This window comes from Rhodococcus sp. NPDC057135, from assembly GCF_042670865.1.
Taxonomy (GTDB): Bacteria; Actinomycetota; Actinomycetes; order Mycobacteriales; family Mycobacteriaceae; genus Rhodococcus_F.
Map to the genome: position 1 here is coordinate 218,647 of NZ_JBHUUU010000009.1, position 13,360 is coordinate 232,006.

General features: G+C 62.7%; 13 protein-coding genes. 3 read left to right on the plus strand and 10 right to left on the minus strand.

The genetic code is table 11. From position 1 onward, the window contains the following. Positions 1-2: 2 nt before the first annotated feature. The gene (rlmB, locus tag ACFT1A_RS18890; RefSeq protein WP_230816683.1) at positions 3-980 is read left to right on the plus strand and encodes a 23S rRNA (guanosine(2251)-2'-O)-methyltransferase RlmB; all 978 of its coding nucleotides are present in this window, start codon (positions 3-5) and stop codon (positions 978-980) included. Between the two features lie 33 nt (positions 981-1,013). Here the strand turns inward: rlmB and ACFT1A_RS18895 are convergent, their stop codons facing one another. Further along, positions 1,014-2,795 carry an ABC transporter ATP-binding protein gene (locus ACFT1A_RS18895; protein WP_378448210.1) on the minus strand — a complete coding sequence of 594 codons (1,782 nt, stop codon included), beginning with the start codon at positions 2,793-2,795 and terminating at the stop codon, positions 1,014-1,016. Then, entirely contained in the window at positions 2,792-4,417 is a 1,626-nt protein-coding gene (locus tag ACFT1A_RS18900; protein ID WP_378448211.1) for an ABC transporter transmembrane domain-containing protein, read from the minus strand. The genes ACFT1A_RS18895 and ACFT1A_RS18900 overlap by 4 nt, the downstream gene beginning before the upstream one ends. 199 nt (positions 4,418-4,616) lie before the next feature. Between ACFT1A_RS18900 and ACFT1A_RS18905 the strand changes: the two genes are divergently transcribed. Continuing rightward, positions 4,617-5,606: an iron-siderophore ABC transporter substrate-binding protein gene (locus tag ACFT1A_RS18905; RefSeq protein WP_378448212.1), complete on the plus strand. Its 990-nt coding sequence runs from the start codon at positions 4,617-4,619 to the stop codon at positions 5,604-5,606. Between the two features lie 37 nt (positions 5,607-5,643). Here ACFT1A_RS18905 and ACFT1A_RS18910 read toward each other — a convergent pair whose 3' ends face one another. Next, complete coding sequence (locus ACFT1A_RS18910; protein WP_031332820.1) at positions 5,644-6,441, minus strand: AraC family transcriptional regulator; 798 nt, start codon at positions 6,439-6,441, stop codon at positions 5,644-5,646. A 172-nt stretch (positions 6,442-6,613) separates the two neighbouring features. Further along, a complete protein-coding gene (locus ACFT1A_RS18915) occupies positions 6,614-7,336 on the minus strand; it encodes a hypothetical protein (protein WP_378448213.1) in 723 nt (240 codons plus the stop codon). A gap of 309 nt (positions 7,337-7,645) precedes the next feature. Here ACFT1A_RS18915 and ACFT1A_RS18920 point away from each other — a divergent pair, with 309 nt between their 5' ends. Then, positions 7,646-8,356: a hypothetical protein gene (locus tag ACFT1A_RS18920; protein WP_378448214.1), complete on the plus strand. Its 711-nt coding sequence runs from the start codon at positions 7,646-7,648 to the stop codon at positions 8,354-8,356. An 88-nt stretch (positions 8,357-8,444) separates the two neighbouring features. Here the strand turns inward: ACFT1A_RS18920 and ACFT1A_RS18925 are convergent, their stop codons facing one another. From ACFT1A_RS18925 to ACFT1A_RS18950, 6 genes are all read right to left on the minus strand, one after another. Then, complete coding sequence (locus tag ACFT1A_RS18925; RefSeq protein WP_378448215.1) at positions 8,445-9,122, minus strand: LpqN/LpqT family lipoprotein; 678 nt, start codon at positions 9,120-9,122, stop codon at positions 8,445-8,447. Between the two features lie 77 nt (positions 9,123-9,199). Beyond that, positions 9,200-10,072, minus strand: a complete 873-nt coding sequence (locus tag ACFT1A_RS18930) for a biotin-dependent carboxyltransferase family protein (protein WP_378448216.1) — start codon at positions 10,070-10,072, stop codon at positions 9,200-9,202. Positions 10,073-10,129: 57 nt separating this feature from the next. After that, positions 10,130-10,744: a 5-oxoprolinase subunit PxpB gene (gene pxpB / locus ACFT1A_RS18935; RefSeq protein WP_378448217.1), complete on the minus strand. Its 615-nt coding sequence runs from the start codon at positions 10,742-10,744 to the stop codon at positions 10,130-10,132. Beyond that, positions 10,741-11,502, minus strand: a complete 762-nt coding sequence (locus ACFT1A_RS18940) for a LamB/YcsF family protein (RefSeq protein ID WP_378448218.1) — start codon at positions 11,500-11,502, stop codon at positions 10,741-10,743. The genes pxpB and ACFT1A_RS18940 overlap by 4 nt, the downstream gene beginning before the upstream one ends. A gap of 34 nt (positions 11,503-11,536) precedes the next feature. Next, on the minus strand, positions 11,537-12,418 hold the full coding sequence (locus tag ACFT1A_RS18945) for a metal ABC transporter permease (RefSeq protein ID WP_003945811.1): 882 nt from the start codon (positions 12,416-12,418) through the stop codon (positions 11,537-11,539). Then, entirely contained in the window at positions 12,415-13,275 is an 861-nt protein-coding gene (locus ACFT1A_RS18950; protein ID WP_378448219.1) for a metal ABC transporter ATP-binding protein, read from the minus strand. Before ACFT1A_RS18950 ends, ACFT1A_RS18945 begins: the two co-directional genes overlap by 4 nt. Positions 13,276-13,360: the final 85 nt, after the last annotated feature.

Here is a 13,360-nt window from a genome sequence, read left to right on the forward strand (position 1 = left end):
CAATGGCTGGAAACTCGAGCAGGCGCGGCGCAGTCCGTAAGGGCGGCACCAAGAAGGGCCAGGTTGCCGGTTCCGGTGGCCAGCACAAGCGTGGTCTCGCCGGCCGCGGTGCTACGCCTCCCGCCGAGGCACGCACCAAGCACCCCGCGGCGAAGCGTGCAGCGCGCGCCGCCCGGGCCGACGAGAAGCAGAACCAGGGCCGCGGTGGCCGTCCGGGTCCGGGCCGCAAGGTTCTCGACGGTCCCGAGACCGTGCTCGGTCGCAACCCGGTGGTGGAGTGCCTGCGCGCGGGTGTTCCGGCGACGGCGCTGTGGGTGGCTGTCGGTACCGAGAGCGACGACCGGTTGAAGGAGTCTGTTCAGCGGGCTGCCGACGCCGGTATCTCCATCCTCGAGGTGCCGCGCTCGGATCTGGATCGCCTCAGCGCCAACGGTCTTCACCAGGGCATCGCTCTGCAGGTTCCGCCGTACCGCTACGCGCACCCGGACGATCTTCTGTCCGAGGCACGTAAGCACGCCGAGCCGCCGCTGCTCGTCGCGCTGGACAACATCACCGATCCCCGCAACCTGGGCGCCGTTGTGCGCTCGGTCGCAGCTTTCGGTGGACACGGCGTCGTGATTCCGGAGCGTCGTAGCGCGAGCGTGAGTGCCGTTGCTTGGCGTACCAGCGCCGGCGCTGCCGCTCGTCTGCCGATTGCGCGGGCCACCAACCTCACTCGCACGCTCAAGGACTGGGCGTCGAAGGGTGTTCAGGTTGTCGGTCTCGACGCCGGCGGCGACACCACTCTCGACGATTTCGACGGCAGCGGTCCCGTGGTGATCGTGGTCGGTTCCGAGGGCAAGGGTCTTTCACGTCTCGTCCGCGAGAACTGCGACGCGATCCTCTCGATTCCGATGGCCGGTCCGGTCGAGTCGCTCAACGCGTCGGTTGCCGCCGGAGTTGTCCTGGCGGACATCGCCCGCAGGCGTCGTAGCAGCTGAGTTGTAACAGCGTGCAGGTGAGTCTGGCGGGATCTAGCTCCGTACCGACCAGGCTTCCCACAATGCAGCGTAGGAACCGTCCGCGCCGATCAGTTCGTCATGTGTCCCGCTCTCGACTACGCGGCCACCGCTCATGACGAGTATCCGATCGGCGCGGACTGCTTGGCTCAGGCGGTGCGCGATCACCACGGCAGTCCTGCCGCTGACCGCGAGCTCGGCCGCCTGATCGAGTAGACCTGCTGCGGTGGTTCCGGCTTCGGCAGTGGCCTCGTCGAGGATGACGACGGGAGGATCGAGCAGAGCCAGTCGGACGAGGGCTATGTGCTGTGCCTGAGCCGCAGTCAATTGGTACCCGCCGGCGCCGACTCGGGTCTTGATCCCTTCCGGAAGCTCGTGAATCCATTGAGCTTTCATCGTTTCGACGACTTCGGTGATCTTCGCATCGTCCGAATCGGGTGCGCACAACCGGAGATCGTCGGCGATCGTCCCGACGAACACGTGAACTTCCTGACTGACCAGGACGACTTTGTGCCGAAGTTCGGCATCACTCAGGTCGTCAATCGGTGTGCCGTCGACGGTGATTTGCCCGTCCCCGACGGGAATGATGCCGGCAATCAGTTTGGCGAGCGTGGTCTTTCCGGCGCCGCTGCTTCCGACGACGGCGATTCGTTCCCCCGGTGCGATGGCGATCGAGATCGAATCGATGACCGGAGTGGAGTTGTTGTACGAGTAAGAAACCCGGTCCACCTCGACGCCGATGGGTTCGGACCGAGCCGGGGCAGGAATGGTCGAAGGACGCCCGGGCATCGCGGTGACACCGATCAGGCGAGCCAGGCTGGCACCAGCATCCTGCAATTCGTCGATGTTGGAGAGAAATACCGCGATTGGGCTGAACAGACTGTGGAAGTAGAGTGCGGCGGCGGTAGCAGCGCCGATGGACACCGATCCCGTGGTCACGAGCCAGTAGCCGACGCTCAGGACGGCGGCCAATCCGAGTAGTTCGGCGCCGTTCAGTTGCGCGAAGAAGTTGGTACGCAGTCGAACTGCCTGCATGTCGAAGCTGATGGCATGCTCGGAGGTCGCGGCGATTCGGCCGATGTGCTCGTCAGTTCTCCGTAGGGCAGTGACAGTGCCTGCGCCGCCGAGAGTTTCGATGAGCTGCTGTCCCCGCCTGGCCTGCGCAGCGCGGGAGCGTCGGTAGACGGGCCCGGAGCGTCGGAGGAAATGACGAAGAGCAAAATAGTGGATCGGCGCGACCGCAACGATGGCCAGGGTGAAGCGCCAGTCGATCACTCCCACACCGACAAGCGTCAGCGAAATCATGAACAGGGCCGATACCGTTGCGGGTAGCACCCGCGCGATGACGGTGTTGACCGCTTCGACGTCACCCGAGACCCGGGAAATCAGATCGCCGGTTCCGGCATCCTCGACCAGCGACGACGGCTGCGCGAGCGTAGCGGCGAACACGTCCTCACGAAGATCGGCCAGCACGTTCTGCGCGACATTCGCGAGAAGCTGTGTGCTCCACCAAGTCAGCGCAACTCCTGCGGCCGCTGCGCCGAGCATGAACGCGGTGATACGTAGAAGTGAGACAAACGGTTTGCCCTCCGTGACCGCATCGACCATGAGTCCGAGCAGCGCGGGGGTGGACAGGCCGCAGGCCGTAGCGGAGAGAAGTACGACGGTCGTGAGTGCGAGCGCTCGCTTGCGTGGCCGAAGCAGTGCGATCAATGCGCGGACGGTCTGCTTGGTCGACGCGATCGGCAGGGCCGATGCAACCGGAACAGTAGATGCATCCGGAAGGGTGGCAGTCACAGCGAGTCTCCGTCCCGAGCGTCGTCGATCGTCACGACGCGGTCGCACGAATGGAGCAAGGTCGGACTCGAGGTGATCACCACAATGGCCTTGTCGGGAAAGTTTCTCAGTGAGTGTGCAATTCGATGTTCGGTAACAGAATCCACGGAAGTGGTGGGTTCGTGGAGGACCAGGATCGGCTGGGGTTGATGGAGAGCACGGGCGAGGAGAAGACGTTGGCGTTGACCCCCGGAGAGCTTCTTTCCTTGCTCACCTACCTCGGAGAGGTGGCCGTCGGGCAGATGCGTCAACACGTCGTCGAGTGCAGATGACGTCATTGCCGACGAGTCGACGCTCGGTGCAGCCAGATTGTCGAAGACGGTGCCGGTGAACACGGTTCCTTCATGGGCGGAGACGAACACCTGATCGCGAACTCCGTCCGGACCGAGTTCGGTTGCATCGGTGCCGAATACGAAGTAGCAGTCGGGGACGAGCGGGGTCTGGTAGGCGAGTTGTCGTGCCAGTCGGTCAGCGGAATCGTCAGCGCGCACGCCCACCACTTCTCCGCGGCGAGCTGAGACGACGGTTCCGTTGTCGGCCGAAATCAGCAGGGCGTCTTCACTTCTGTCGGAGTTGGCCGAGGCCGTGGAGAGCAGCGAATCGATCAGGTGCGGTTCGGCCAGGAGTTCGGACAGTCTGCGCGCGGAGCCCCGCTTGGCGGCGAGTTCGGCACCGAAGAACCCCAGCGTTTCCATCGGGCCGGCAATCACTCTGCTCAGGCCGACCACGGTGACGAAGTTACCCACGGTGATCGTGCCTTGATGCGCCATCCACGCGGCACCCAATGCGACTGACGCCAGTACCAACGCGGAGACTCCTGAGTTGAGCGCGGTCAGACTGGACATTGCCCTGACCGTCCGGATCGCTGCTTTCATCGACTCCCGGCTGGCATGGACATATCGGGAGAGAGCAGTGGGCTCGGCTCCGAAGCCTTTGAGCACTCGCAGTCCGAGCGTGAAATCAGTTGCGAGCATGCCTGCCTCGGCTGCCTTCTTCTGTTCTGCATACACACGCTCGTCCAGTGGACCGCTGATCTTGTGGATGAATACGAGCTGCGCAGCCGTGATGAGGACGACGATCAGTGCGAGCGGCCACGATACGAATGCAAGCGAAATCACTGCCGCGGCAAGCCCTGCGAAAGCTGAGCCCTGCTCGGCGACAACCCAAGAGAAGCCCGAGACGTGCGAGGCGTCCGAAGTGGAGATGGTGAGAACTTCACCCGTCGAACGCTGAGCTTGCATGCCCCTGGCATCGAGTACCCGTCTGGCAGCGTTCAGTCGTAGGTCGTGTTCGCCGTAGACGAAGACCTGTGTGTTCAGGCGAACTGCGATGCGCCACGACTGGGCGAGTCCGACGAACAGAGCGCACAGTACCGCCAGCCACACGAGAAGCGCTGTGCTGTCGGACTTTCCGATTGCCCGATCGACGACGGTGCCGATCAGCACCGGAATGAGGGCTTGAGCGACCTGGTACGACGCCTGACCGGTGACGGCTGCAACCAGTCGCGGGCCGCGCCCGGAGGAGAACGATCCGGTTCTGATCATCTCCATCGGACCGGTACGAGTTTCGGGCAGCGCTGACACTCGTGAAACTCCTCGCCCAGATCCGAACACTCGTTGTGCAGTTCTACGGTAGAGCCGGTGGCGGTACGGAAAGTGCTCGTAGATGCCAAGGGCTACGCGGCAGCGGACAGATGGAGCATCGAGACCCCATTACCGGGATCAGGTCTCGATATACCTGCCTGGTCGAAACAAGTACGTTTGCGAAGAGAGCTGACAGAAGATGAAAAGCACTACCCGAATAGTGGCTGCGTTGGCCGCGATTGCCCTGCTCGCAGGCTGCCAGAGCAGCACCGAGTCAACAGCGTCGGAGGATACGACGCAGTTGGCCGAGACCGGCGCGCTGCCGGCCACCATCGACCACGCGTACGGCTCGACCACCATCGAGACCGAACCTCAGCGGATCGTGACCATCGGTTGGAACAGCCAGGATTCGGTCCTTGCACTGGGTAAGACGCCCGTCGCCATGGAGTCGTTCAGTGGGGCAGGCTTGGAGAGCGGAATCCTGCCGTGGGACGAAGAATTGTTGGGCGATGCCGAACCGACGTTGCTCGACAGCACTTCCGGTGTGCCGTTCGAGCAGATCCTGGCATTGGAGCCGGACGTGATCATCGCGGTGGTCTCCGGAATCACCGAAGACGACTATGCACGTCTGACTCAGATCGCACCCACGATTCCGTTCAAGGAGACCGCATGGGCGACTACGTGGCAGGAGCAGTTGTCGACCATCGGTTCAGTACTCGGTCAACCGAAGCGGGCGGCTGAGCTGATCAAGGAAACCGACGAATCCATTGCCGACCTGGCTGCGAGCTCCCCGGATCTGAAGGGGAAGACCTTGACCTTCCTCTCGGGAAACATCGACGGCCTCACCAATTACTGCGCCGACGACGGCAGAGTCATCCTGATGACCCAGCTCGGACTGAAGCATTCGGCCGGAAGCGCAGCGCTGTGCGGCGACACGCAGGGTTCTGTCACCGCATCGCGCGAACAGTACAACGAACTGGACGCGGACGTTATCGTGCTCAACGACGCGAGCGGTCAGGGGCTCCCCGGATTGATGGGAGACAAGTTGTTTGCCGACCTGCCGGCAGTCAAGGACGGCAGGCTGATTCAGCAGCTCGGTCTGGCCCGAGTCATGGCACTGGCCTCACCCACGTCGCTGAGCGTCAAATATGCCTTCGCAGAACTGGTCTCGAAGATGAACGGGTTCTGACCAGCTGATGATTCTGACAAGCTGCTGGTTCTGAAAGCTAGGCCGACAATTCGCACGCGTCCGAGTAGTAGTTCTTCGGTGTCCGCCCGGTGACCTTGCGGAACACGCTGGTGAAGGCGCTGGGGGTTTCGTATCCGACGCGGCGGCTGACCGTCGAAACAGGAACGCCCGCAGCGAGATAGGACATCGCAGCGCGGACGCGAACTTGAATTCTCCACTCGGTGAAGGACATCCCCGTGCCCTGAGAGAACACACGGCTCAGGGTGCGGGGGCTTCCGCCGACCACATAGGCCCAATCGGCAAGCCCGCGTTGATCGGCGGGGTCGGCGATCAAGCGGCGTGCAACGGCAAGGGCCCGGGGATCAGCGGGCATCGGCACTGCGACATCGGCCGCCTCGATGGGCGCGAGCGTGTCGAAGACTACTGATTCGGCGCGCAAGCGAGCCTCGGTCGGCATATTTCGCTGGTGCAGGTGGATGAGCATCGTCTTGACCACGTCGTCGATGCCGATGATCGCGGGCTTTGTCCACGGGTGGGGGAACGACTCGGGCCGGAAGTACGTGAAGCGCGCCTCGGTGGATGCGCCGAGTGTGATGCGGCGTGGAGTTCCGGCCGGAATCCACATGCCGACCGTCGGTGGGATCTGCCAACGAACGTCGTCGATGTAGGCGCTCATCTCTCCGGAAGCGCCCCAGAGGAGTTCGTGTTCGGGATGGCGGATCTCACGCCACGCACGCTTCTGATCGCGCCCGATGGTGGACGTGGTCATGGAGAAAGGGAGCGGAACGTACCGGCCTGCCGGCACAGCCCAGTACGGAAATCCTGTGGAACTCATCGGTGGATCATACCGCGAATGACTTAGGTAATGCTTTCCTATTTGGTGTGCCGATGCAGGGCGCGACGGAGTGCAATTGCAAGAAAAGATCGCGGGTGGCACCGAGTCCGGAGACTCGATGCCACCCTCGATCACATTCCCCGACGGAGTGTTTACAGGTGGAGCAGACGGATCAGCTGCCGTTGGCCAGGACACCGCTGATGATGTCGGAGATGAAGCCGGCCGGGTTGTCCAGGATGGAGGAGCCGGCCGAACCGGTTCCGCCCTCGCCGTCAGAAGAGCCGAAGCCCAGATCTGCCGAGCCCGATGCGGCTGCCTCGCCGGGGTTCTTGGCGCGGATCTTGGCGTAGACGCCGCTGATGTTCTGATCACTGCCCCACAGCGAGATGCCGATGGAACTGGGGAGCTCGATGTAAGTTCCCGGCTGTGCGTTGGCCGGAACCAGGTAGCTCACTTCGAAAGTGACCGTCTTGCTGCCGGTAATCGAGACATTCCAACCCGCATCGGGAATTGTGACGGTGTGCGCCGCATTGTCGACGGTGGGGGAGACCTTCTCGGTTTTCTGGGTCAGCCCGAGGAAGTGCCAGGAATCGATCGAGGCGCTGTCCTTGATGTAGGTGTATCCGGCCGGAAAGCGGTCGACGAACTTGTTGACGAAGAAGTCCGGATGGCCGTTGGCCGAAACCGTGGTGCGGACGGTCAATTTTCCACCAGGCGCCACTTCTCCGTCGCCTACGACGCTCTTGGTGATCGTGACCTGGTTCGAAGTCACCGTGTTGGTCTTCGGGTGCGCGGCATCTGCGTGCGCAGCGCCGGTGCTGATGAGAAGTCCGCTGGTTGCAAGCGCAGCGATTGCTACTCCTGTAAGTGTTTTACGCATTGAAAAACGTGACATGAAAATCTCCGTTCGAGGGGGTTCACACTGACGGCGATGGGATAACTCTTCAAAGGTTGCGCCGCGGTAACCATTGAAACCTATCGGACGCTTGCCTATGTGTCAGTTCGGCAGAATCTACGGAAAAGTCCGAATTGGGAAGCCTTTTCTCGTCTCTGTTGCCTGCCGATAACTGATCGTCGGCAATTTTGTCGAAAACCTGGGCGGGTGTCCAGGTCGCCTGTATCGTACGTTGGGAGTCGGGTTGTAACAAGTTTCAGTAATCGACGAAATCGGTTGTCCTGGAACTCTGAAGAGCGGAGATTGTTCGTGACGAAGGTTGGATCCGGGAATCGGAATCTGTCCACTATCGGCGTCGGGCTGGGGGCGATCGCTCTGGCTGTGGGTGCAAGTGCCCTTGGTGCTGGAGTCGCGACTGCCGAGACTGCCACGTCTGGTGCCTACACATTTACTCGGACCGTGGACAATGCGTCCCCGAAGGTCGGCGACACGATCACCTACACGACAGTGTCGAACAAGAACGGGCTCGAAGGGTATGTCAATCGGCTGACCGAGATTCATGCCGGCTGTCTCGAGTTCGTGCCGGGCTCGGCAAAGATTTCGAAATTGATGGGTGGCCTCCCAGGTTTGGGAGGTGTCATGAAGGAAACTGTGGAAACCCCGAATGTCTCCCAGTCGACCGCAACCACGAAGGTCTTCACCAGTAACGGTTGGTACAACAACAGCAAGAACCCGATAACGATGAAGACCAGCTACGTCGTCACGTGTGATCCGGGCACCTACGGCAGCGGGTTGACTGTCGGCGCGACGCTCATGGGTGGTGGGGCCGGAACCAGTGCAAGCTTCCCGGAAATGGGGCCCGCCATCGTGGTGCAGTCAACGGATCCGACCGGCCCCGGTACTGATCCTGGCACTGATCCCGGAACCAACCCCGGCACGAACCCCGGAACCGGTGGCGGAAGCGGATCACTCGGCTCGTTGAGTGGTGGCCTCGGTTCCCTCAGCGGCTTGTTCGGCTAGTCGAGAGTTGCGAAACGGCGGGCCGAGACTGTCGAAGTCTCGGCCCGCCGCTGTTGTTCGGTGATCAGGTGTTCAAACCATCAGGTGCTCAGCCGAATTCGATGGAAGTGTTGATTTCCTCCACCTGGTTGGACGTCTGCATGTTTGTCGTATCGGTGAACTGGTTTGCGAAGCTGACCAAGTAGACCGGCGAGTTGTCGTCGGCTTGGTAAGCGACGACTGTCATGACGGCGTAGAGCGGAACGTCCAGGTTTGGAGCGGTCCAGGTTCCGGAGAGGCGGAATCCCTGCTGTCCGTCGACGTCGATCTCGGTGTACTTCACCTCGGTCCACCCGTCGAGAGTGGCGATTGTTTCACGCGCGGCGGCAAGAACCTCGTCTTTTGTTGCGGTGCCTTGGTTTTCGACCGTGACGGTGGTGTTCGGCATGAAGCCACTAGGTTCGCGGCTGTTGCTGGACAACGCATCCGTAACCCCGGCGGGGATGTTCTCGCCTTGGGTCCAACTCGGCGGGAGGCTGACGCTGATGCTCGGCGCTTCGGGGTCGTTGCCGGTCTCGATGGTCGTCCGCTCGCCGATGAACGGTGTCCCGTCCCGCAAGGTCGGCGTCGCGGCAGCGGCCGACGGCGAGGATGCAGAACTTTCGGAAGTGGTTGTTTCGCTGGAGACGGCCTCTCCGCTTTCCGAACCGCTGCATCCCGACAGGACGAGTGCAGCAGTGATCAGTGACGCTATTCCGAGAGCAAGTGTGCTGCTCTTAGGGCTCATAGTGTGACAGTCCTTCAGGTTCTGGCGACGGCCGAGCGCCGCCGGCAGCGTTGCTGGCGCGGCTGAGACTATCAGCGCTACGACGGCCGAGTAGTGGCCTTGAAGGTAATGGTGCTGCCGGGCCGCAGCTGTGCCAGCGACGCAATCCCCGCGGCGGAGACGACGGCGATGACGGGGTATCCGCCGGTCACGGGATGGTCGGCGAGAAACACGACGGGCGCTCCGCCTGGTGGCACCTGGATGGACCCCGCGACGACGCCTTCGCTCGGCAGTTCCTCCGTGCGTGAGCGATGCAGAGGCCCTTGGCCCTGTAACCGGACACCGACGCGGTTGGTGTGTTCGGTGACTTTCCAGGTGGTGTGAAGGAGTGCCTGAACGGATGCGGCAGTGAACCAGGAATTTCGTGGGCCGAGCGTGATCTCGAGTGGAACTGCGCCGAGTGGAGGGGCCGGCGGTGGAATCAACTCTTCGGTGGGCCACGTCCCTTCCTCGGCCCCGAGGAGGAGGTGATCGCCGACGGTGAGCGGCGGCGGCCCGAGTCCGGAGAGCGTGTCGGTGGATCTGCTGCCGAGTACCTGCGGGACGTCGATGCCACCGCGTGCGGAGATGTACGTTCTCAAACCAGTTGTACTGTAACCTAATTCGAGAATACTGCCACCGTCGAGGTGCATGCTCGAGTAGTCAGGCACCGGCTGTCCGTCGACGGTCAGCGCTACCCGCGCGCCCGTCACTGCCACCGTCATCGATCCGACGGCTCGCATAGCGAAACCGCCAGTGGTGACTTCGATGGTTGCTGCTCGAAAAGTGTTGCCTACAAGTCTGTTCGCGCTGTCGTGCGCGATCATGTCGACGGCCCCGGATCTGCCGACCCCGAGGGCGCCGTAGCCTGTCCGCCCGCGGTCTTGAACTGTGGCGAGCGGGCCGGTACGCACTACCTCGAGCCAGGCCATGAATCCATTGTCTCGCAACAACGCGGTGAAGACACCGAAATCATGCGGGCATCGAATTCAGGCACGGACAAAGGTGACCGTGGTGCCGGGTAGAAGCAACGCCGGCGGGCGGCGTTCGGCATCCCACACCGACAGTTCCGTGGTTCCGATCAACTGCCAGCCGCCCGGGGAACTACGCGGGTAGACGCCCGAGAACGGGCCGGCCAATCCGACTGCCCCGGCCGGGACCTGCCTGCGCGGGTCCGATCGACGTGGAACCTCCAGCCTTGTCTCGGTGCTGGTCAGGTACGCGAAACCCGGGGTGAAACCGATGAACGCGACGGTCCAGGTCGCGGACGTGTGAGCGTCGATCACACCGTCGACCCCGAGTCCGGTCAGCTTGCCCACTTCGGCAAGGTCGGCGCCGTCGTAGCTGACCGGAATTTCGACGGCAGACCCGATCTCGTCTGCTGTGAGTTCGATCGGTGCAGCCCCACGTACCCATTTCTCCACGAGATTGTGACCGGTGATCGTGTTGTCGTACTCGATCAAGATGGTTCGTGCCGCGGGAATCAAGTCGATCACCCCGGGGATCCGACTGGCGTCGAGGGCCCTGAAGTTGCCCAACACGTTCGGCAGTTCGTCGTACTCGACGAGGACTGCGGATTCACCGGCGGGCAGGATCGTGATCATGTGAACGGCGTGATCTCGACGTCGGAGGATTCGAGGAGTGCACGGATCGCCGCGGCCATGTCGACGGCCGCCGGACTGTCACCGTGCACACACACCGAGGCTGCGGTGATCTCGAGGGTGCTCCCGTCGACTGCGTCGAATTCGCCGTCGACGATCATTCGCCGAACCCGTTCTGCAACCAGCGTCGGGTCGTGCAGCACCGCACCTGGTTCGGTTCGGGGAACCAGGGTGCCTTCTGCCGTGTACGCGCGATCGGCAAAAGCCTCGGCGACGATGTCGAGTCCGGCCTCGCGAGCTTCCTCAAGAAACACCGAACCCGGCAGTCCGAGAACTGGTAGCGAACTGTCGTAGGCGACGACAGCGGCGACCACAGCCCGCGCTTGCCGGCGGTGATGAACTATCGCGTTGTAGAGCGCGCCGTGGGGTTTGACGTACGTGACCCGCGATCCGGCGACACGAGCCAAACCGTCGAGTGCCCCTATTTGATAAATGACGTCGGCGGTCAGGTCCTTCGGAGAGACGTCGATGAAGCGTCTGCCGAAACCGGCGAGGTCGCGGTACCCCACTTGCGCGCCGATCCGTACGCCGCGGGTGGCCGCGGATTCGCATGTCGCCAACAGTGTGGTCGGGTCGCCGGCGTGGAATCCACAGGCGATGTTGGCGCTTGTGACAAGTTCGAGCATCGCGTCGTCGTCGCCCAGGGTCCAGGCTCCGAAGCCCTCGCCGAGGTCGCTGTTCAGATCAACGCTGTAGCCCATACTTCGATTCTAGGTAGGTATGGGCTCGCGGTGTTCAGGCGTGCGCCGGAATCCGTCCGGCATTCTTGCGACGTGCGGATCCGAAGAGTCGGCATATCAGGTAGATCACGAACGAGACCGAGGTGACGAAACTCGAGACGGGAACGCCGGGGGCCAGCGAGAGAAGGATGCCGCCGACGGCTGCCAGTTCGGCGAACACGACGGAGAGAATCGTGGCCTTGAGCGGGCTTGCCGTGACGTACGCGGCGGCCGCTGCGGGAGTGATCAGCAGCGACATCACCAGCAGGGCGCCGACGATCTGCACGCCGAGCGCGGCGGTGATTCCGACCAACACCGCGAACACTATCGACAGTGCCCGAACCGGAACACCGCGAGCTGCAGCAACTTCGGGATCGGTGCTCGCGAAGAGCAAAGGGCGGTAGATGAATCCGAGTGTGCCGATCACGATGACCGCGCACAGCAGCAGAAGTTCGAGACCGCTGTTTCCCGGCGCCACGATCTGTCCGACCAACAACGAGAAGCTGGTTCCCGTGCGACCGTCGTACGCCCAGAGGAACAACACCGACAGGCCGAGGCCGAAAGCCATGATCACACCGATCACCGAATCCCGGTCCCGCGCTTTGGCTCCGAGTAGCCCGAACAGAACCGCGGCGACCACGGATCCGACGATGGCGCCGAAGCCGACGCCCACTCCGACAAGAAGTGCGGCGGATGCACCGGTCAGTGACAGCTCACTCGTACCGTGCACCGAGAACGACATCTGACGGCTCACGATCAGCGGCCCGATGATGCCCGCCAGCAATCCGAGGATGGCGCCGGCGATCAACGCCTGTTGGACGAAGTCGTACTGCAGTAGATCGACGGTGGCGGACACGTCGAACATCCGCGACATCGCGTCGGTGAACTTGTTACTCACTGGTGGTGATCCTCATCAGAATGGTGAACGCCTTCGCCTGGACGCAGTCCGCCGGCGCTGCCGAGCGCGTCGATGGCATCTCCGGTGCCGATCACGACGAGGCGACCACGAACCTGCAGCACCTCGACGTCGGTGTTGTACAGATCCGAGAGAACCTCGGACGTCATCACTTCGGCCGGCGTCCCGATCCGGAATTTGCCGTCCACCAGATAGAGCACTCGATCCACCAACGGCAGGATCGGATTGATCTCGTGCGTCACGAACAGCACCGCAGTGTCATGGCTGCGTCGACGCTTGTCGATCAGCGTCGAGACCAGGTGCTGGTTGGCGAGGTCGAGGCTGAGCAGCGGCTCGTCGCACAGCAGGATCCGCGGGTCGCCGACCAAAGCCTGAGCGATCCGCAGTCGCTGCTGCTCGCCGCCGGACATGGAGCCGATGGGGGCGTCGGCAAACGACTGGGCGCTGACCTGCGCGATGGCGTCGTCGACGATCCTGCGTCGACGACCCCGGCGGAGTAGCCCCGTGCCCCACTGGTGACCGTCGACGCCGAGGCCGACCAGGTCGCGGCCGCGGAGCGGGAGGCCGTCGTCGATCGACTTCTGCTGCGGGATGTACCCGACATGTGAGTTCCCGGCCCGTGCCGGCGTGCCGACGATCTGAGCACTACCACCGCTGAGCTGCAGTTGACCCAGAAGAATCTTCAGGAGCGAGGTCTTGCCAGACCCGTTCGGTCCGAGTACGGCGATGAACTCACCTGGCTGTACCTCGAGGTCGAGTCCGTCCCAGAGGGTGCGGGCGCCGAAGGACAGTCGAGCATCCTTCAGCGTCACAGCGGGCACGGTGTTTCCTGAAGGCACGGTGTTTCCTGAAGGCACGGTGTTTCCAGAAGGCACGGTGTTACCAGAGGGCACAGGAGTATTCGCGGAAGTATCTGTCACAAGC

Bases quoted from the DNA above. Each gene is read 5' to 3' on its own strand.
- rlmB (WP_230816683.1), top strand. From the start codon at position 3: ATGGCTGGAAACTCGAGCAGGCGCGGCGCAGTCCGTAAGGGCGGCACC.
- ACFT1A_RS18905 (WP_378448212.1), top strand. From the start codon at position 4,617: ATGAAAAGCACTACCCGAATAGTGGCTGCGTTGGCCGCGATTGCCCTG.
- ACFT1A_RS18910 (WP_031332820.1), bottom strand. From the start codon at position 6,441: ATGAGTTCCACAGGATTTCCGTACTGGGCTGTGCCGGCAGGCCGGTAC.
- ACFT1A_RS18915 (WP_378448213.1), bottom strand. From the start codon at position 7,336: ATGTCACGTTTTTCAATGCGTAAAACACTTACAGGAGTAGCAATCGCT.
- ACFT1A_RS18925 (WP_378448215.1), bottom strand. From the start codon at position 9,122: ATGAGCCCTAAGAGCAGCACACTTGCTCTCGGAATAGCGTCACTGATC.
- ACFT1A_RS18930 (WP_378448216.1), bottom strand. From the start codon at position 10,072: ATGGCCTGGCTCGAGGTAGTGCGTACCGGCCCGCTCGCCACAGTTCAA.
- pxpB (WP_378448217.1), bottom strand. From the start codon at position 10,744: ATGATCACGATCCTGCCCGCCGGTGAATCCGCAGTCCTCGTCGAGTAC.
- ACFT1A_RS18940 (WP_378448218.1), bottom strand. From the start codon at position 11,502: ATGGGCTACAGCGTTGATCTGAACAGCGACCTCGGCGAGGGCTTCGGA.